Here is a 17,966-nt window from a genome sequence, read left to right as displayed (position 1 = left end):
GTCCATGGCGGCATTCCCACGCAGAGCGTGGGAACGATCAAGAATTCAGGAAGGTGCTTTATGACCACAGCCAATGTTTACCAACAACGCCCGACCACCGGGGCCCGTGCCGAGTCGTCGCTGCACCATGCCGACCTCGCCAGCCTGGTCGGCAAGGGTCGCAAGAACGCCGGCGTGACCGTGCGTGAAAAGAAACTTCTCGGTCACCTGACCCTCCGTGGCGATGGCCACGATGCGGCGTTTGCCGCCGGTGTGCACAAGGCTCTGGGCATCGAATTGCCCGGCGCCCTGAGCGTGATCGTCAAAGGCGAGACCAGCCTGCAATGGATGGGCCCGGACGAGTGGCTGCTGATCGTGCCGAGCGGTGAAGAGTTCGCCGCCGAGCAGAAACTGCGCGAAGCGCTGGGCGATCTGCACATCGCGATCGTCAACGTCAGCGGCGGCCAGCAAGTGCTCGAACTGAGCGGGCCGAACGTGCGTCAGGTGCTGATGAAATCCACCAGCTACGACGTACACCCGAACAACTTCCCGGTCGGCAAAGCGGTCGGCACGGTGTTCGCCAAGTCGCAGCTGATGATTCGTCATACCGCTGAAGACACCTGGGAACTGCTGATTCGCCGCAGCTTCTCGGATTACTGGTGGTTGTGGTTGCAGGATGCATCGGCCGAATACGGGTTGAGCGTTCAGGCTTGATGGATGATCGTTCCCACGTCGAGGCGTCGAACCGTCTGCGTGGGAACGCATCCCGGGACGCTCCGCGTCCCAAAAGCGGACGCAGAGCGTCCATGGCGGCATTCCCACGCAGAGCGTGGGAACGATCAGAGGAAAAAATATGAGCCGCGCCCCAGACACATGGATTCTGACCGCCGACTGCCCCAGCGTGCTCGGCACGGTGGACGCGGTGACGCGTTTTCTGTTCGAGCAGGGTTGCTACGTCACCGAGCACCACTCGTTCGATGACCGGCTCTCGGGACGTTTCTTCATTCGCGTGGAATTCCGTCAACCCGACGGCTTCGACGAGCAGTCTTTCCGTTCCGGTCTCGCTGAGAGGGGTCAGGCGTTCGGCATGATCTTCGAGCTGACCGCACCGAACTACCGGCCGAAAGTGGTGATCATGGTCTCCAAGGCCGATCACTGCCTCAACGACTTGCTCTACCGCCAGCGCATCGGCCAGTTGTCGATGGACGTCGCGGCAGTGGTGTCCAATCACCCGGACCTCAAGCCTTTGGCCGATTGGCACCAGATCCCCTATTACCACTTCCCCCTCGACCCCAACGACAAACCGTCCCAGGAGCGTCAGGTGTGGCAGGTGATCGAAGAGTCCGGCGCCGAACTGGTGATCCTCGCCCGCTACATGCAGGTGCTGTCGCCGGAGCTGTGCCGCAAGCTCGATGGCAAGGCGATCAACATCCATCACTCGTTGCTGCCGGGGTTCAAGGGCGCCAAGCCGTATCACCAGGCCTACAACAAGGGCGTGAAACTGGTGGGCGCGACGGCGCATTACATCAATAACGACCTCGACGAAGGGCCGATCATCGCCCAGGGCGTCGAGGCGGTGGATCACAGTCATTACCCTGAGGATCTGATTGCCAAGGGGCGCGATATTGAAGGCCTGACGTTGGCGCGGGCGGTGGGTTATCACATTGAGCGGAGGGTGTTCCTTAACGCCAATCGCACGGTCGTTCTTTAGATAGCTATCGCGAGCAGGCTCACTCCTACAAGGGTACGCATTCCAATGCAGGAGTGAGCCTGCTCGCGATAGGGCCATAACTGACAACGCAAGACCAACAAGCAATAACCCGAGCACTTAACGCGCTGCCTGCCTGGGCAACGCGGTTTCATAAAAACAACAGCGAGGTGAAAGCATGTCTGGCAATCGTGGTGTGGTGTATCTCGGCGCTGGCAAGGTCGAAGTACAGAAAATCGACTATCCGAAAATGCAGGACCCGCGTGGCAGGAAGATCGAACACGGTGTGATCCTGCGTGTGGTGTCCACCAACATTTGTGGCTCCGACCAGCACATGGTGCGTGGCCGGACAACGGCACAGACCGGTCTGGTGCTGGGCCATGAAATCACCGGCGAAGTGATCGAAAAGGGTTCCGACGTCGAGAACCTGAAAATCGGCGACCTGGTCTCCGTGCCGTTCAACGTGGCTTGCGGGCGCTGCCGTTCCTGCAAGGAGCAACACACTGGCGTCTGCCTGACCGTCAACCCGGCCCGTGCCGGCGGTGCCTACGGTTATGTCGACATGGGTGACTGGACCGGCGGCCAGGCCGAATACGTGCTGGTGCCGTACGCTGACTTCAACCTGCTGAAACTGCCGGACCGCGACAAGGCCATGGAGAAAATCCGCGATCTGACGTGCCTCTCCGACATCCTGCCAACCGGTTATCACGGCGCGGTCACTGCCGGCGTTGGCCCGGGCAGCACCGTTTACATTGCGGGCGCTGGTCCGGTCGGTCTGGCCGCTGCGGCCTCGGCGCGCCTGCTGGGCGCTGCGGTGGTGATCGTCGGCGACGTCAACACCATCCGCCTGGCTCACGCGAAGGCCCAGGGTTTTGAAGTGGTCGACCTGTCCAAGGACACACCGCTGCACGAACAGATCGCCGCGCTGCTGGGCGAACCGGAAGTCGATTGTGCAGTGGACTGCGTGGGCTTCGAAGCCCGTGGCCACGGTCATGACGGGGTCAAATCCGAAGCCCCGGCCACCGTGCTCAACTCACTGATGGGCGTGGTGCGTGTCGCCGGCAAGATCGGTATCCCGGGCCTGTACGTCACCGAAGACCCGGGCGCTGTCGATGCCGCCGCGAAAATGGGCAGCCTGAGCATCCGCTTCGGTCTGGGCTGGGCCAAATCCCACAGCTTCCACACCGGTCAGACCCCGGTGATGAAGTACAACCGCCAACTGATGCAGGCCATCATGTGGGACCGCATCAACATCGCCGAAGTGGTTGGCGTGCAGGTGATCAGCCTCGACCAGGCGCCGGAAGGTTACGGCGAGTTCGATGCCGGTGTGCCGAAGAAGTTTGTGATCGATCCGCATAAGTTGTTTAGTGCGGCGTAAGCGCAATGCAAAACGGCGACCTCAGGGTCGCCGTTTCTAATCTTTCTTCACGCGCCAGATGCAGCTTTTCAGTTCAGTTTGAACGCACATTTCGCAGGTTCTTTCGCTTCACAATCCAACTTGCTCACAGCTGCTGTGCTGACGCTGCCTTCTGGCTGTTTGCCCCACTGGGGAGCGGCGGTTGTGATCTCTTTTCCGGGTTTGAGCACCATGGTCGCGTTGGCCTCTTCATTACCTGCACCTTGCCCCTCATACCGACAAATGACGCTCCAGACCCTGGATTTTTTCGGGTCTGTCTTATCAATAACTTCTGGCTGGATACGCGCCGATGTGAAAGCGAGTTTTTCCTTATCGCTTTCTCCGGTCCATTTATCTCCACCAGTCCATTCAAGCTTCTGGCTCGCAGCAGCAAAGGGGGCTTTGTATTCGAATCCACCGCCAGGTAGTGCGGTTTGGGATATCTGTGAAACCTCCGGGCATTGTTCCGCATTCACATTGCTCATCGCAGCCAAGCCAAGAATGGCGGTAGCAATTTTCAGCTTCATTGTCGGTACTCCGTTACAGGACAGGAGCAGCAATGTTGGCTAGTCAGGTACTTATCGACCACTGTCAGATCTGACAGTTGTATAGCCCCATTTGAAATAATGAAACGAATATTCACTAAGAAAATGATCCAAGGTATCAGCCGATTTCGGCACTCAGAGTGCCGCCAGTGCGCCTTGATATAGAACCGGCCCCGTAGGCTGCCCAGTCGGTGAACCACCCTTCGGCTCCAGGCTCACAGCCAGCGCAATCGGTTTCCCGATCAACACTTTCTGCGCCTCGCTCAACTCCACCTTGCCTTTGCCTCCCGCCGGAATCACACCCAGCGAGATCGGCTTGCCATCTGCCGGAATCGCCCACAGTTCCAGGCTGTGATCAGGCGCGACGGCGGCCAGTGTCAGCGGCTCGACTTGCAGGTAATCCGCATGCGCCTCGACCTTCAGCGCCGGTTGCGCCTCGGCGGTCAGCAGGGTGACGCTGTAGCGGGTGTCGTCGCGGTTGTACAGCGAACCGAGGAACACCAGCACGACAATCGAGCAAGCTGCTGCCGTGAGTCGTAGCCAATTCCAGAACGGAGGTTTCTCGGGTACATGCAGCACTTGCGGTTCGATGCGCGCGGTGATGCCTTGCCACACGCGGTCAGGCACCGGATGTTCCGGCAAGGATTCGGTGAGGCTGACCAGCGCTTCCTGCCACTGCGCCAGTTCGGCACGCAGCGCCGCGTCATCCAGCAGCAATTGTTCAAAACGCCGACGTGCGGGCGCAGACATCAGGCCGATGGCGTAATCGGCGGCGAGGGCGCGGCGCAGGGCGGGGGTCTGGTAGTTCATGATTCAAGGCACCGGCGCAGGCGTTCGATGCCGCGGCGGATCCATGATTTGACCGTCCCCAGCGGCGTCGCGAGGTGTTCGGCGAGTTCCGTACACGACAATCCCTGAAAGTAGGCCACAGTGATCGACTGGCGCTGCATGCTTTCAAGCGTTTCCAGGCAACGGTTCAACGCATGAGCCTCGCGGGCGCTGTCCAGTTGTTCGTGGGCCGAAGGACTTTCATCCGACAGCGCGTCCTGTTCCAGATCGGTCAGCGGGCGTTCGCGCTGTTTGCGCAACTGGTCGATGGCTTGATTGCGGGTGATGTTGATCATCCAGGTCAGCGGCGCCGACAAGTGCGCTTCGTAGCGCGAGGCGTTGTTCCAGATGCGCACAAAGGCTTCCTGTAACACTTCTTCAGCCAGATCCGCACGGCCCATGAAGCGCAGGGCCACGCCGTGCAGGCGTGGGCCGACGCTGCGATAGAGGGTTTCGAACGCGCGACGGTCACCCAGTGAACACTGGGCCAACAGGTGTCGCAACTGATCGGTGTCGGCGATGGAAATGACGGCTCTCCAGGCAATGGACGGGTGACGAGGGCAGCGCTCGGGCTGTTCACAGGCTAGTTCAGCGACAGCGCTTGTGCCATTCATCTCGGGCTATCCGCGGTTTCACGTTTTATATACGTGGCTATCCTGAAAATGGATGCGCCGGTGAGGAACATGCCGGCCGAAACCCTGTCAAACCGGCAGTTTTGCCGCTCATTGAAGGGCGGTTACCACAGCGCAAGAGGATGTCTGAATGAAGATTTCACGCGTTATTGCCTTGGCTTCACTGATGACCCTTGCAGCGAGCCCGGTGTTCGCCGGCTTCAGTCTGGACGATGTGACCAAAGCGGCTTCGAGCATGCAGGGCGGTAACGCTGCTACCGCCGCCGCGCCGACCTCGGAAACGGCAGGGTTGCTGCAAGCGGTCACCGGTCTAGGGGGGACGCCGCAGCAAGCCGTCGGTGGCACCAGTGCGATGTTTGGTCTGGCGAAGAACAAGCTCAGCGGCAGCGATTATTCGGAACTGGCCAAGAGCGTTCCGGGGCTCGACAAGCTCTCGGGCGGTGCCGGTCAGTTGGGCGCGTTGAGCAGCGTACTGGGCAGCTCCGGCAAATCGGCGGGTCTGGAAAATGCTCTGGGCAATGTGAAAGACACCAGTGACCTGAACAGCGCGTTCGGCGCACTGGGCATGAACGACAGCATGGTCGGCCAGTTTGCCCCGGTGATCCTCAAGTACCTGGGCGACCAGGGCGTTGGCGGTTCGCTGCTGAAAACCCTCGGTGGTGTCTGGGGCGTCGGCGGTTGACCGACCCCCGCTGATCAGCCGCGCTCGCCGCGCAGTGCGGTGATGCGCTGATCCTTCTCGGTCCAGAGTTGGTTGACCCAGCTCTGGACCTGTTCGCGAAACAGCGGATCGTTCTCGTAATCGCCCTGTGACAGCGCCGGGTCGAGTTCGCGGGTCTGGATGTCGACAATCACGCGCGGCACGCCGCCGCTGATCAGATCCCAGAACCCCGGAATTTTCTGCTGTGGATAAACCACGGTCACGTCGAGCAGTGCATCCAGTTGTTCCCCCATCGCTGCCAGAACAAACGCCACACCGCCCGCCTTGGGCTTGAGCAGGTGCTTGAACGGTGACTGCTGCTGCGCGCTTTTTGCTGCGGTGTAGCGTGTGCCTTCCAGATAATTCACCACCGTTACTGGCTGGCGTTTGAACAGCTCGCAGGCCTGTCGGGTGATTTCCAGATCCTTGCCCGCCAGCTCCGGGTGCCTGGCCAGGAACGCCTTGCTGTAGCGTTTCATGAACGGGTAATCCAGTGCCCACCACGCCAGACCGAGGAACGGCACCCAGATCAGCTCTTTCTTGAGGAAGAACTTGAAGAACGGCGTGCGCCGGTTGAGGGTCTGGATCAGCGCCGGAATGTCGACCCACGACTGGTGGTTGCTGACCACCAGATACGAGGTGTCACCGCGCAGGTTTTCGCCGCCGCGAATGTCCCATTGGGTGGGGATGCACAGACGAAAGATCAGCTTGTCGATCTCGGCCCAGGTCTCGGCGATCCACATCACCGCCCACGACGCATAATCACGCCAGCGCCCGGGCGCGATCAGCTTGAGCAGGGCAAAGACCATCAATGGCCCGATCAGGATCAGGGTGTTGAGCAACAGCAGCAGGGTGACGAAACAGCCGGTGAGCAGGCGGCGCATAAGCAACTCTATGAAGGCGGATAGGCGCGCCATGATAAGTGGCTTCGGGCGACAGGCCAAATCGGGGGTGACGAATGTTTCACTTTTGGGCAGCTATGCTGGAGCCAATTATTGTGTTGGCAGTCTGGCCCCTTCGCGAGCAAGCCCGCTCCCACATTGGATCTACTGTGTACATGCTGTCTTCAGCACACCACTAATCCCCTGTGGGAGCGGGCTTGCTCGCGAAGGCGTACTCAAGGCGAACCAATTGCTTGCCGGCTGTCTAAAATCTCGCGTCTGACGCCCTCATTTTTCAAGGAAGCCCTCTACGTGAAATCCCTCCTTGCACTGTTTGCCCTCGTCGCCCTGCCGGTCATGGCCGCCGAGCCGACCCTGTACGGGCGTTATGAATACATCGCGCTGCCGGAAATCGGCGGCGAGGTGTTCAAGGCCAAGATGGACACCGGCGCGCTTACCGCCTCGCTGTCGGCCAAGGACATCGAGACCTTCACCCGCGACGGCGAGAACTGGGTGCGCTTTCGCCTCGGCACCAAGGACGCCAGCAACAAGGTCTACGAACACAAGGTCGCGCGGATCAGCAAGATCAAGAGTCGCGCAGATGAAGAGGACGACAGCGACGCCACTGAGGTCGCCAAGCGCCCGGTGGTCGATCTGGAACTGTGCCTGGGTAGCGTCAAGCGTACCGTGGAGGTCAACCTGACCGACCGCAGCAACTTCAACTACCCGCTGCTGATCGGTGCCAAGGCCTTGCGCGAGTTCGGCGCGGCGGTTAACCCGGCTCGTCGTTTTACTGCTGACAAACCGGATTGCTGAACCAAGTGGTCTCATTGACGTAACGTCAGGCTTGGGGCACCGTTCGCGCACTTAACCCATGGGCTCGGATGCCATGCCTCATATCCTGATTGTCGAAGATGAAGCGGCGATTGCCGATACGCTGATTTTTGCCCTGCAGGGCGAGGGGTTCACCACCACGTGGCTGAGCCTCGGCGCAGCGGCGCTGGAGCATCAGCGGCAAACCCCGGCCGATCTGATCATCCTCGACATCGGCCTGCCGGACATCAGCGGTTTCGAAACCTGCAAACAGCTGCGGCGCTTCAGCGAAGTGCCGGTGCTGTTCCTCAGTGCCCGGGACGCCGAGATCGATCGGGTGGTGGGGCTGGAGATCGGCGCCGACGATTACGTGGTCAAGCCGTTCAGCCCACGGGAAGTCGCGGCGCGGGTGCGGGCGATTCTCAAGCGCATGGCGCCGCGTCCTGCGGTGGAAGCCGCTTCGGCCGTGTTTCGCATCGATCCCGAGCGTGTGCTGATCACCTACCGGGGCCAGGCACTGAGCCTGACCCGTCACGAATTCCGTCTGTTGCAGTGCCTGCTCGAACAACCGCAGCGGGTCTTCAGCCGCGAGCAGTTGCTCGATGCGCTGGGCGTGGCGGCGGACGCCGGTTACGAGCGCAGTATCGACAGCCATATCAAAAGCGTGCGCGCCAAACTGCGTCTGGTGCGTGCCGATGCCGAGCCGATCCAGACCCATCGCGGCCTCGGTTACAGCTACAGCCCGGGGCACAGCTGATGTCGCTGGGGCTGCGGATCTTTCTGGTGTATGTGCTGTTTATCGGTCTGACCGGTTACTTCGTGCTCAACACGGTGATGGAAGAAATCCGCCCTGGCGTGCGCCAGTCCACCGAAGAAACCCTGGTTGACACCGCCAACCTGATGGCGGAAATCCTGCGTGATGATTTCAAGGCCGGGACGCTCAGCGAGAACCGCTGGCCCGAATTGTTGCGTGCCTACGGCGAGCGCCAGCCGCAGGCGACGATCTGGGGCTTGCCGAAAAACCAGGTCAACCACCGCATCTACGTCACCGACGCCAAAGGCATCGTGGTGCTGGATTCCAGCGGGGTGGCGGTTGGTCAGGATTATTCGCGCTGGAACGACGTCTACCTGACCTTGCGAGGTGAGTACGGCGCACGGTCGAGCCGCAGCGATCCGAATGATGCGAACTCTTCGGTGATGCACGTCGGTGCGCCGATCCGCGACAACGGCAAAATCATCGGCGTGGTCACCGTAGCGAAACCCAACAGCTCATTGCAGCCTTACGTCGATCGTACCGAGCGGCGCTTGCTGTTTTACGGCGCCGGGCTGATTGGCCTGGGATTGCTGTTCGGTGCATTGCTGTCCTGGTGGTTGAGCCGAGCGCTGCACCGTTTGACTGGCTACGCCCAGGCAGTGAGTGAAGGGCGTCGAGTCGAAGTGCCGCATTACCGTGGCGGCGAGCTGGAGCAACTGGCCACGGCGGTGGAGCAGATGCGCACCCAACTGGAAGGCAAGGCCTACGTCGAGCGCTACGTGCACACCCTGACCCATGAATTGAAAAGTCCGCTGGCGGCGATTCGCGGTGCGGCGGAGTTGCTGCAGGGGGATATGCCGCCGATCCAGCGCCTGCGCTTTGTCGGTAACATCGACAGTGAAAGTGCGCGGATGCAGCAGTTGATCGAGCGGCTGCTGAACCTGGCGCAAGTTGAGCAGCGTCAGGGACTGGAAGAGCGCGTGGCGGTGCCGCTGGCGGCGTTGGTCGATGAATTGTTGCGGGCCCAGGCGGCGCGAGTCGAAGGTCGACGGCTCAAGATCGAGCAGACGATTGCACCGGATCTGTTGCTGATCGGCGAACCGTTTCTGCTGCGTCAGGCGCTGGGCAATCTGCTGGAGAATGCGCTGGATTTCACCCCGGTCGCCGGGTTACTGCGTTTCAGTGCCGAGCGAGTCGGGGAGCAAGTCGAGTTCCGTTTATTCAATGAGGCGGCACCAATCCCCGAGTACGCCTTGCCGCGGCTGAGTGAGCGGTTTTACTCGCTGCCGCGTCCGGACAGTGGACGCAAAAGCACTGGGCTGGGGCTGAATTTCGTTGAAGAAGTGGTGAAGTTGCATGGCGGTTTCATGCATATCCGCAACGTTGAGGGCGGCGTGGAAGTGACTGTGCGCCTGCCTTGAAACCGCGTCGCCGCCATCGCGAGCAGGCTCACTCCTACAGGGGAATGCGATCAACTGTAGGAGTGAGCCTGCTCGCGATGGGGCCATGACTGTCTCCACACAAACTCCATAATCGCCCCATATTCCTCCCACAAAGCCCAACCAGACTCTGCCCCATCCAAACAGGGAGAGTCCCATGAACAAGAGTCTGACCATAAAGCTGGGGGCCATTGCCCTGTTGATTCTGCTGTTGCTGATCCCGTTGCTGATGATTGACGGCATCATCGACGACCGCCAGCAATTGCGCGACGGTGTGCTGGAAGACATCGCCCGTAGCTCCAGCTACAGCCAGCAGTTGAGCGGGCCGGTGATGGTGGTGCCGTATCGCAAGGTCGTGCGCACCTGGAAGACCAACGAGAAAACCAATAAGCGCTATGAAGAGCTCGGTGAAGAACGCGGGCGCCTGTATTTTTTGCCGGAGCGTTTTGAGCTCGATGGACAAGTGCAAACCGAACTGCGCGCCCGAGGCATTTACGAAGCGCGACTGTTCCATGCCGACAATCGCATCACCGGGCATTTCTCGTTGCCGGCGCAGTTGGGCATCAAGGAAGACTTCTCTGATTACCAGTTCGATGCACCGTTTCTGGCGGTGGGCATCAGCGATATTCGCGGCATCGAAAATGCGCTGAAGCTGGAACTCGACGGCCAGCGCCTGGATTTCGTGCCCGGCACCCAGGTGGGATGGCTCGGCGAGGGTGTGCGGGTCACGCTGCCAGCGCTGGACACCGGTAAAGCCACAGAACTGGCCTTCGGCTTTGACCTGCGCCTGCAAGGCACCGGTTCGCTGCAGGTGCTGCCGGTGGGCAAGACCAGCCAAGTCAGCCTCGCCGCCAACTGGCCGCACCCCAGCTTCATCGGCAACTTTCTGCCAGCCAAGCGCGAGATCAGTGATCAGGGTTTCAGCGCCGATTGGCAGACCTCGTTTTTCTCCACCAACCTGCAAGAAGCCATGAACCGTTGCGTCATGGGCAAAGACTGTGAAGCGTTCAACGGACGCAGCTTCGGGGTGAGCTTCATCGACCCGGTGGATCAGTATCTGAAGAGTGATCGGGCGATCAAATATGCGCTGCTGTTCATTGTCCTGACGTTCGCCGGTTTCTTCCTGTTCGAAGTGCTCAAGAGCCTGGCGGTGCACCCGGTGCAATACGCGCTGGTCGGTGTCGCGCTGGCGTTCTTCTATCTGTTGCTGCTGTCGTTGTCGGAGCACATCGGCTTTGCCCTTGCGTATCTGCTGTCAGCCAGTGGCTGTGTGTTGCTGATCGGGTTTTACGTGTGCCACGTGCTGCACAGCGTGCGCCACGGTTTGAGTTTTTCTGCCGGATTGGCGGCGTTGTATGCCCTGCTGTATGGGCTGCTGAGCGCTGAGGATTACGCGCTGCTGATGGGCTCGTTGTTGCTGTTCGGCCTGCTCGGGGTGTTTATGGTGCTGACGCGCAAACTGGACTGGTACGGGATTGGGCAGAAGCCAGCCAAACCGTTGGAGTTTGATGTGGGGGCGATGCAATGAGCGGGTCGTTGGGTCTGCGCGAGGACCAGCGCTGGAAGGATGAGTTGGTGACGCGGATTATTGGATATTTACCTGTGGAACCGAGCTGGTACATTCGCGAGCAAGCCCGCTCCCACAGGATTTGTACTGGATCAGATTTCTCTGTCATACATAAAAACAAGGTGGGAGCGGGCTTGCTCGCGAAGAGGCCGGAACAGACGGCGCATCCTTAAGGCTTGGGCAGGGTAGCGATCATGGACGGTCGCTGGCTCACTTCGAAATACCAGTTGGCCAGTTGCGGATTGGCGGTGCGCCAGTCCAGGTCCGGATGACGCAGATCGATGTAACCCAGCGCACAGGCCACGCTGATCGCTGCCACGTCGAAATGGCTGGTCAGCTCGGCGATGGCGTCACTTTCCAGATAGGCCAGGGCGCGACGGATCTTGTCGCGCTGGGCTTCGAGCCATTCGTCCCAATGCTTTTGCGGCGCGCGCAAAACCAGTTCATAACGCACCATTACCGAGGCGTCCATGATCCCGTCAGCCATCGAGGCCAGGGTCAGGCGCCGCCAGCGGGCCGAGCCTTCGCGGGGGATCAGCGGATTGCCGACGTGCTGCTGGTCGAGGTATTCGAGGATCACGCGGCTGTCATGGATGACGTTGCCATCGGCCAGACGCAGGGCGGGGATCTTGCCCAGCGGGTTGTCGACATTGAGCTCGGCGCTCGGGCTGACCGGGCTGAGCACGCAGTCTTGCAGGGCGACTCGATCCTGCTGGCCGGTCTCGTGCAACAGCACCATCACTTTGCGCACGAACGGGGAGAGCGTGTTGTGAAACAGGGTCATGCTGGGGGTGGACATTGGCAGGGTCTCGGTCAGGACAGTGAGGGGGGAGCATAGCGCGTTACTCGCCTTGCTCAAGCCCTGTGCAGTCCCTTGTAGGGGGGAGCCTGCTCGCGATAGCGGTAGGTCAGTCAACATTGATGTTGAATGTCAGTGCGCCATCGCGAGCAGGCTCACTCCTACAGGGTTCTTCAGCTTCGCCGCAACAAGCCTCTTATGGCCAGAAATGCCGGGACACCCAGCCCGACCCAGCTCAACGCATCCCACACCCCATCCCCCAACAACGCCGAAAACAACCCCGCCGCACTCAACAGCGCAATCACCAGCGGTGTGCTGAACACCTTCCAGAAATTCGACTGACGCGGCTTCATGCAGCAGCCTCCACCGGCAGCGGTTTCGCCGCTTTACGCCGTACCAGCCACAGGTACACGCCGCTGCCGAGGACGACGATGGTCAGCACGTCGAGGGCTGCCCAGAGGATTTTCATCGGCATGCCGCCGTAGTCACCGAAGTGCAGCGGCTGTGACATGCCCATGGCGTCCATGTACCACGGGCGCTCGGCCATGGCGGTGACCTGCAGGGTGCTGGCGTCGATCAGCACCGGCGTCAGCAGGTGCGAGGTCAGGTGGGTGCCGCCCTTCATGAACACCGCGTAATGGTGCTCGCTGGAGAACCGCGTACCGGGAAACGCGATGAAGTCCGGGTTCATCCCCGGCGCCACGTCCCGGGCGATGTCCAGCAGGCGGGTGGCCGGGGCCAGTTGGGTGAGCGCTGGCGCGTCGCGATAGGGCGCGACCATGGCGGTCAGCGAATCATTGCGCCATGCGGCGATGATCAGGTCGGCGCAGGCGCTGATCACCCCGGTGACGCCGACCACCAGCGCCCAGGTCAGCGTGACGACGCCGATCAGGTTGTGCAGGTCGAGCCAGCGCAGGCGAGTGGATTTGTCCTGGCGCACGGTGCCGAACGGCAAGCGGCGCATGAACGGCAGGTACAACACCGTGCCCGAAATGATCGCGACCACGAATAACAAACCCATGAACGCCAGCAGCAACTTGCCCGGCAGTCCGGCAAACATGTCGACGTGCAGGCGCAGGATGAACAGCATCAGGCCGCGGTTGGCCGCGGGCGTTTCCAGTGCTTCACCGCTACGCGCGTCGAGCATGAAGGTGTGCGAGGAGTTGGGCTCGGTACCGGCGGTTTTTGCCATGATCGTCAGTACGGCGTTCGGCTCGTCGTCTTCGAAACCGAAGTACTGCACCACTTCGCCGGGGCGATGTTGTTCTGCCGCCTCCACCAGTTGCGCCAGGTTCAGGTGCGGCGTGTCAGCCGGCATCTCGCGCAGCACTGGCGCATCGCCGAGCAGGTGCTCGATTTCGTGATGGAAGATCAGTGGCAGGCCGGTCAATGCCAGCAACAGCAAAAACACGGTGCAGATCAGGCTGGTCCAGGTGTGGATGAACGACCAGCGGCGAATGGTTTTACTTTTCATTTCATGACCTTCAAAAACGCCGAAGCCGTCCACGAGGGACGGCCTGGTGACAGGACCGGTTTCAGCTCACGCGCTTACCACTTGTAAGTGGCGCTGGCGACGACGCTGCGCTGGTCGCCGTAGTAGCAGTAGTAGCCGTCGCAGGTGGAGATGTAGTCCTTGTCGAACAGGTTGGTGGCGTTGACCGCGACCGAGGCACCTTTCAGGCTGTTGTCGAGGCGGCCGAGGTCGTAATGCACGGAGGCGTCGAACACGGTGTAGGCGTCCGCTTTACCCAGCCAGGTGTTGGCCTTGTCGCCATAAGTGTTGCCGGTGTAACGCACGCCACCGCCAACACCGAAACCGTCGAGTACGCCGGAGTGCCAGGTGTAGTCGGTCCACAGCGAGGCTTGCTGGTTGGGCATCAGTTGCAGGCGATTGCCCTTGTCCACGCCATTTTGTATTTCGGACTTGGCCAGGGTGTAGGCGGCGATGACTTTCAGGTTATCGGTCACGTCCGAGACCGCTTCCAGTTCCAGGCCTTTGACTTTCACTTCACCGGCCTGGGTGGTGATGGTCACGTTGTTGACGATGTTGTTGACCGAGACGTTCTTCTGAGTCAGGTCATACACCGCTGCGCTGAGCAGGGTTTTGCTGCCCGGTGGCTGGTACTTGATACCCAGTTCCCATTGTTTGCCTTCAGTCGGTTTGAGCGAACCGGTGGAGGTGGAGTCGGCACCGCTGGTTGGCTGGAAGGATTCGGCGTACGACAGGTACGGCACGAAGCCCGAGTCGAACACATAGCTGAGCGCCGCGTTGCCGCTGAAGGCTTTGTCGCGCTGGGTGTTGGTGGCATCGCCCTTGTTGATGAACTTCATGCTGGTGTGTACCCAGTCTTCACGACCGCCCAGGGTCAGGCGCCATTGATCGAGGGCCATTTGGTCCTGCACGTACAGACCGGTTTGATAGGTCTTCTGGTCGTAATCGTAAAACGCGCTGGAGCGCGGCGGACGGGTGATCGGCTGGCCGTAGATCGGGTTGTTGACGTTGATGTCCGGCGCAGTGCCGAAGATCGAGGTGTAGTGGGTGTTGCTGCGCTGATGGTCCAGGCCGAGCAACAGCGTATGGCGGATGTCGCCGGTGGTGAAGTCGGCCTGGAAGTTGTTGTCCACGGCGAACTGGCTGATGTCCTCATCGGCGTTGGTGGTGCCGCGACCGACGTTGCCCTGATCATCAACCGTGTAGCCTGCGTACTGGGTGTTGTAGCTGTTCACGGTTACGGTCTGGAACGACAGGTCCGACTTGGTGTAACGCAGGTTCTGCTTGAACTGCCAGACGTCGTTGAGACGATGCTCAAAGGCATAGCCGAGCGCGTAGTAGGTGCGGTCGTAGTAGTCGTAGTCAGGATCGCCGAGGTTCTTGTGATGGGAAATCTTGCCGAACGGCATGTCGATCTTGGTGCCCTGGATCGGATAGAACTGGCTGGTGACGCCAGTATCGTCGCGAGTGAACTGGCTCAGCAGGGTGAGCCTGGTGTCGTCGTCGATGTTCCAGGTCAGGCTCGGCGCGATGTTGTAGCGCTTGTTCTCGATGTGATCAATCTGTGTGTCGCTGTCACGCACCACACCGCTGATGCCGTAGAGAAACTGCCCGGCGTCGTCGATCTTGCCGGTGCTGGCGAAGTTGATCTGGCGGTGGTTGTCGCTGCCGTACTGCAGCTGGATTTCGCTGCTGGCTTCGGCACTCGGACGCCGACTGACCATGTCCAGCAGGCCGCCCGGCGGGGTCTGGCCGTAAACGGAAGAGGCCGGGCCGCGCAGCAGGGCGAGGCGATCGAGGTTCCAGGTTTCCTGTTTCGGGTTGGCGTACACGCCTTTTGGCAGCGGCAGGCCATCGAGGAACTGAGTTGGCTCGAAACCGCGCACGCGCAGCCAGTCGGCGCGGGTGTCGCTGCCGTAGCTGCTGGCGGTGATGCCCGGCATATAGCGCACGGCGTCATCGAGGCTGTGCACGCTGCGGTCGTCCATTTGCTGGCGGGTCGCGACCGAGATCGAACGCGGTGCTTCGACCAGCGCGGTGTCGGTCTTGCTGCCGGCGGCAGTGCGGGTGGCGGTGTAGCCTTCGACCGGGCCCCAGGCGCTTTCAAGATTTTCCACGCCGATCACCGCAGTTTCCGGCAGCGCCAGTGTCCCTTCCGGCACCGCAACCAGGGTGTAGGTGCCGGTGCTGCTTTGTTCCAGTTGCAGGCCGGTGCCTTGCAACGCCGCGCGCAGAGCGCCAGCGGCGTCGTACTGACCGTTGATCGGTGCCGAGGTCTTGCCGGCGGCCAGCGACGGGTTCAGCGACAGCGCGAGGCCGCCCTGGCTGGCGATCTGGTTCAGCGTGGTCGACAGTGGCGCTGCCGGCAAGTTGTAGGCGCGCACACTGGACGCCTGCTCAGCGGCGAACAACGGGCTGCTGAGCAGCGGTGTGCCGAATGCGATGGCCGCAGCCAACAGACTGGGGCGCAACAAGGTGTCTAGCGAACGGGACATGCGAAGGCTCCTGAATGGAAATATTTCTCAATTGCCTGTGTGCCGGACGAGAATTGAAAAGTGATAGGGCTGGATGAAAATAATTTCGATTAACGGGGGAGTGGGGCGGCCGATTCTGATGACACGCCGGAATTTTAGAGTGCGGCGGATGGCCCTATCGCGAGCAGGCTCACTCCTAGAGGGGAACGCATTCCAACTGTAGGAGTGAGCCTGCTCGCGATAGCTGTTTCCCTGACAACGAATTTTTAAGGCTTGGTATCAGCCTTCGCCACCGTGACCCAATACGGCGTGTGCTGCTCGATCTGCACTGGCAGCGTCGGCAGCAGGGCGCTCAAGGCCTTGTCGGTGTCGTGCAGCGGGAAGCTGCCGGTGATGCGCAAGTCAGCCACTTCCGGCGCCACGCCCAGATACCCGCGGCGATAACGCCCCAGTTCATGCACCAGGTCTTCCAGCCGCGCGTTATCCACCACCAGCATGCCGCGGGTCCAGGCATCGGCGCCGGGCGTGAGCGCAGCGATCGTGTCGAGGCGGTCATTGCGGATCAGCACTTGCTGGCCTTCGCGCAGGATCTGTTCTTTGGGCTGGCTTTGTGGATGCGCGGCGACGGCCGACTGCAACACGCTCAGGCGTGTGCCTTGCTCCTCGCGCTTGACCAGAAACCGCGTGCCCAGCGCGCGCATGCTGCCTTCGCGGGTTTCGACGATGAAGGGCCGCGCATCGCCATGGCCGGTCTCGACCATGATCTCGCCTTCCTGCAACACGATCAGCCGCTGCCGGGCATCGAAGCGCACATCCACCGCACTGTGGGTGTTGAGGTTGAGCAGGGTGCCGTCGGCCAGATGCACCGTGCGTTGCTCGCCGGTGGCAGTACGTTGATCGGCGAGCCAGTAATCCAGCGGTAGATAACGATCACCGACCAGCAGCGCGACACCGACCACCGCGACAATGCTCGCCAGACCACTGCCCAGCCTGCGCACCCGGCGCAGAATGCCTTCGCGTGATTGCAGCAAGGCGTTGCGGGCCGGACCGCTGGCCACGCTGAAACGCTGATCGAGCATGCCCAACTGGCGCCAGGCCCGGGCGTGCTCTTCATGGGCCGCGTGCCACTTGGCGAACTCTTCGCGCTCCAGCGGGCTGCCGGAATCCAGCGACAACTGCCAGGCAATCGCCGCGTCCAGCACCTGGGCCGAGACCGGTTTGGAACTGGCCGGACTCATGTCGGCTCACCGTACAGGGCGATGTAGCACTGGCGTATCCCCTGCGCGAGGTACTGCCGCACACGCGGCACCGAGACGCCGAGCTTCTCGGCGATTTCGGCATGGCCGAGGCCGTCGAGGCGGTTATAAAGGAAAGCGGCGCGGGCCTTGGTCGACAGTTTGCCGAGCAGACGATCGATGGCCTTGAGGTCTTCGAGGATCAGTTGCTGTTCTTCCACCGAGGGCTGTTCGCCTTCGGGGATCAGCATCAATTCGGCGAGATAGGCTTGTTCCAGCGCGGCACGGCGGAAGTAGTCGAACAGCAGACCTTTGGCGATCGCCACCAGAAACGCCCGGGGTTCGCGCGGCGTCAGCAGTTCATCGCGACCGAGCAGACGCACGAAGGTGTCCTGGCTCAGGTCTTCGGCCCGCTGCGGGCACGCCACGTTGCGCCGCAACCAGCTCAGCAGCCAACCGCGATGGTCGCGATACAACGCACCGACGAGTTCACTGTGAGGGCTTGGGACTGACGACACCAGACGCACCGATTGGGAAATGTTAACCAACGAGAATTGTTCGCGATTCTCGCAGAGGTGGGAATGGTTAGCAATTGGCCACTGGTCGGGTGATCTCAGGAAGACCGCATCATCGTTCTTCGCGAGCAAGCCCGCTCCCACAGGGGAATGCGATCAACTGTGGGAGATTCTATGGTTCATGCCTAGCCCCTAAACGGCTTTAGGTG

18 protein-coding genes are annotated in these 17,966 nt (G+C 61.0%); 8 read left to right on the top strand and 10 right to left on the bottom strand.

The genetic code is table 11. From position 1 onward, the window contains the following. Positions 1-60: 60 nt before the first annotated feature. From PseAD21_RS27695 to fdhA, 3 genes are all read left to right on the top strand, one after another. On the top strand, positions 61-693 hold the full coding sequence (locus PseAD21_RS27695; RefSeq protein ID WP_102358916.1) for a sarcosine oxidase subunit gamma: 633 nt from the start codon (positions 61-63) through the stop codon (positions 691-693). Between the two features lie 139 nt (positions 694-832). After that, positions 833-1,690, top strand: coding sequence for a formyltetrahydrofolate deformylase (gene purU, locus PseAD21_RS27690; RefSeq protein ID WP_102358915.1), 858 nt, complete (start codon positions 833-835; stop codon positions 1,688-1,690). 175 nt (positions 1,691-1,865) lie between these two features. Beyond that, positions 1,866-3,065, top strand: coding sequence for a formaldehyde dehydrogenase, glutathione-independent (fdhA, locus tag PseAD21_RS27685; RefSeq protein ID WP_102358914.1), 1,200 nt, complete (start codon positions 1,866-1,868; stop codon positions 3,063-3,065). A gap of 68 nt (positions 3,066-3,133) precedes the next feature. On the opposite strand, the gene PseAD21_RS27680 is transcribed toward fdhA, so the two are convergent. The 3 genes from PseAD21_RS27680 to PseAD21_RS27670 all read right to left on the bottom strand — a co-directional run bounded on the left by PseAD21_RS27680 (position 3,134) and on the right by PseAD21_RS27670 (position 5,070). After that, the gene (locus PseAD21_RS27680; RefSeq protein ID WP_102358913.1) at positions 3,134-3,610 is read right to left on the bottom strand and encodes a DUF3757 domain-containing protein; all 477 of its coding nucleotides are present in this window, start codon (positions 3,608-3,610) and stop codon (positions 3,134-3,136) included. A 153-nt stretch (positions 3,611-3,763) separates the two neighbouring features. After that, on the bottom strand, positions 3,764-4,438 hold the full coding sequence (locus tag PseAD21_RS27675; RefSeq protein ID WP_102358912.1) for an anti-sigma factor domain-containing protein: 675 nt from the start codon (positions 4,436-4,438) through the stop codon (positions 3,764-3,766). Then, entirely contained in the window at positions 4,435-5,070 is a 636-nt protein-coding gene (locus tag PseAD21_RS27670) for a sigma-70 family RNA polymerase sigma factor (protein ID WP_102358911.1), read from the bottom strand. The genes PseAD21_RS27675 and PseAD21_RS27670 overlap by 4 nt, the downstream gene beginning before the upstream one ends. A gap of 148 nt (positions 5,071-5,218) precedes the next feature. Between PseAD21_RS27670 and PseAD21_RS27665 the strand changes: the two genes are divergently transcribed. After that, a complete protein-coding gene (locus tag PseAD21_RS27665) occupies positions 5,219-5,770 on the top strand; it encodes a DUF2780 domain-containing protein (protein ID WP_102358910.1) in 552 nt (183 codons plus the stop codon). 14 nt (positions 5,771-5,784) lie between these two features. Here the strand turns inward: PseAD21_RS27665 and PseAD21_RS27660 are convergent, their stop codons facing one another. Continuing rightward, entirely contained in the window at positions 5,785-6,672 is an 888-nt protein-coding gene (locus tag PseAD21_RS27660) for an acyltransferase (RefSeq protein WP_102358909.1), read from the bottom strand. A gap of 309 nt (positions 6,673-6,981) precedes the next feature. Between PseAD21_RS27660 and PseAD21_RS27655 the strand changes: the two genes are divergently transcribed. The 4 genes from PseAD21_RS27655 to creD all read left to right on the top strand — a co-directional run bounded on the left by PseAD21_RS27655 (position 6,982) and on the right by creD (position 11,203). Further along, positions 6,982-7,485 (top strand): ATP-dependent zinc protease, encoded by a 504-nt coding sequence (locus PseAD21_RS27655; protein WP_102358908.1) that lies wholly within the window; start codon positions 6,982-6,984, stop codon positions 7,483-7,485. A gap of 73 nt (positions 7,486-7,558) precedes the next feature. Continuing rightward, positions 7,559-8,239, top strand: a complete 681-nt coding sequence (gene creB / locus PseAD21_RS27650) for a two-component system response regulator CreB (protein ID WP_102358918.1) — start codon at positions 7,559-7,561, stop codon at positions 8,237-8,239. After that, entirely contained in the window at positions 8,239-9,657 is a 1,419-nt protein-coding gene (gene creC / locus PseAD21_RS27645) for a two-component system sensor histidine kinase CreC (protein ID WP_102358907.1), read from the top strand. Before creB ends, creC begins: the two co-directional genes overlap by 1 nt. Before the next feature lie 175 nt (positions 9,658-9,832). Then, a complete protein-coding gene (gene creD / locus PseAD21_RS27640; RefSeq protein WP_102358906.1) occupies positions 9,833-11,203 on the top strand; it encodes a cell envelope integrity protein CreD in 1,371 nt (456 codons plus the stop codon). A gap of 208 nt (positions 11,204-11,411) precedes the next feature. Here creD and PseAD21_RS27630 read toward each other — a convergent pair whose 3' ends face one another. From PseAD21_RS27630 to PseAD21_RS27605, 6 genes are all read right to left on the bottom strand, one after another. After that, positions 11,412-12,041: a glutathione S-transferase gene (locus tag PseAD21_RS27630; protein WP_102358904.1), complete on the bottom strand. Its 630-nt coding sequence runs from the start codon at positions 12,039-12,041 to the stop codon at positions 11,412-11,414. A gap of 173 nt (positions 12,042-12,214) precedes the next feature. Continuing rightward, a complete protein-coding gene (locus tag PseAD21_RS27625; RefSeq protein WP_102358903.1) occupies positions 12,215-12,394 on the bottom strand; it encodes a hypothetical protein in 180 nt (59 codons plus the stop codon). Then, complete coding sequence (locus tag PseAD21_RS27620) at positions 12,391-13,515, bottom strand: PepSY domain-containing protein (RefSeq protein ID WP_102358917.1); 1,125 nt, start codon at positions 13,513-13,515, stop codon at positions 12,391-12,393. The genes PseAD21_RS27625 and PseAD21_RS27620 overlap by 4 nt, the downstream gene beginning before the upstream one ends. 74 nt (positions 13,516-13,589) lie before the next feature. Then, positions 13,590-16,028 (bottom strand): TonB-dependent siderophore receptor, encoded by a 2,439-nt coding sequence (locus tag PseAD21_RS27615; RefSeq protein WP_102358902.1) that lies wholly within the window; start codon positions 16,026-16,028, stop codon positions 13,590-13,592. A 245-nt stretch (positions 16,029-16,273) separates the two neighbouring features. Further along, complete coding sequence (locus PseAD21_RS27610; protein ID WP_102358901.1) at positions 16,274-17,245, bottom strand: FecR domain-containing protein; 972 nt, start codon at positions 17,243-17,245, stop codon at positions 16,274-16,276. Beyond that, positions 17,242-17,760 carry an RNA polymerase sigma factor gene (locus tag PseAD21_RS27605; RefSeq protein WP_045122847.1) on the bottom strand — a complete coding sequence of 173 codons (519 nt, stop codon included), beginning with the start codon at positions 17,758-17,760 and terminating at the stop codon, positions 17,242-17,244. The genes PseAD21_RS27610 and PseAD21_RS27605 overlap by 4 nt, the downstream gene beginning before the upstream one ends. Positions 17,761-17,966: the final 206 nt, after the last annotated feature.

The sequence above is a fragment of the Pseudomonas sp. AD21 genome (assembly GCF_002878485.1).
GTDB lineage: Bacteria > Pseudomonadota > Gammaproteobacteria > Pseudomonadales > Pseudomonadaceae > Aquipseudomonas.
This window is presented reverse-complemented; position numbering and strand designations above follow the sequence as displayed.

Bases quoted from the DNA above. Each gene is read 5' to 3' on its own strand.
- PseAD21_RS27695 (WP_102358916.1), top strand. From the start codon at position 61: ATGACCACAGCCAATGTTTACCAACAACGCCCGACCACCGGGGCCCGT.
- purU (WP_102358915.1), top strand. From the start codon at position 833: ATGAGCCGCGCCCCAGACACATGGATTCTGACCGCCGACTGCCCCAGC.
- fdhA (WP_102358914.1), top strand. From the start codon at position 1,866: ATGTCTGGCAATCGTGGTGTGGTGTATCTCGGCGCTGGCAAGGTCGAA.
- PseAD21_RS27680 (WP_102358913.1), bottom strand. From the start codon at position 3,610: ATGAAGCTGAAAATTGCTACCGCCATTCTTGGCTTGGCTGCGATGAGC.
- PseAD21_RS27675 (WP_102358912.1), bottom strand. From the start codon at position 4,438: ATGAACTACCAGACCCCCGCCCTGCGCCGCGCCCTCGCCGCCGATTAC.
- PseAD21_RS27670 (WP_102358911.1), bottom strand. From the start codon at position 5,070: ATGAATGGCACAAGCGCTGTCGCTGAACTAGCCTGTGAACAGCCCGAG.
- PseAD21_RS27665 (WP_102358910.1), top strand. From the start codon at position 5,219: ATGAAGATTTCACGCGTTATTGCCTTGGCTTCACTGATGACCCTTGCA.
- PseAD21_RS27660 (WP_102358909.1), bottom strand. From the start codon at position 6,672: ATGCGCCGCCTGCTCACCGGCTGTTTCGTCACCCTGCTGCTGTTGCTC.
- creB (WP_102358918.1), top strand. From the start codon at position 7,559: ATGCCTCATATCCTGATTGTCGAAGATGAAGCGGCGATTGCCGATACG.
- creC (WP_102358907.1), top strand. From the start codon at position 8,239: ATGTCGCTGGGGCTGCGGATCTTTCTGGTGTATGTGCTGTTTATCGGT.
- creD (WP_102358906.1), top strand. From the start codon at position 9,833: ATGAACAAGAGTCTGACCATAAAGCTGGGGGCCATTGCCCTGTTGATT.
- PseAD21_RS27630 (WP_102358904.1), bottom strand. From the start codon at position 12,041: ATGTCCACCCCCAGCATGACCCTGTTTCACAACACGCTCTCCCCGTTC.
- PseAD21_RS27625 (WP_102358903.1), bottom strand. From the start codon at position 12,394: ATGAAGCCGCGTCAGTCGAATTTCTGGAAGGTGTTCAGCACACCGCTG.
- PseAD21_RS27620 (WP_102358917.1), bottom strand. From the start codon at position 13,515: ATGAAAAGTAAAACCATTCGCCGCTGGTCGTTCATCCACACCTGGACC.
- PseAD21_RS27615 (WP_102358902.1), bottom strand. From the start codon at position 16,028: ATGTCCCGTTCGCTAGACACCTTGTTGCGCCCCAGTCTGTTGGCTGCG.
- PseAD21_RS27610 (WP_102358901.1), bottom strand. From the start codon at position 17,245: ATGAGTCCGGCCAGTTCCAAACCGGTCTCGGCCCAGGTGCTGGACGCG.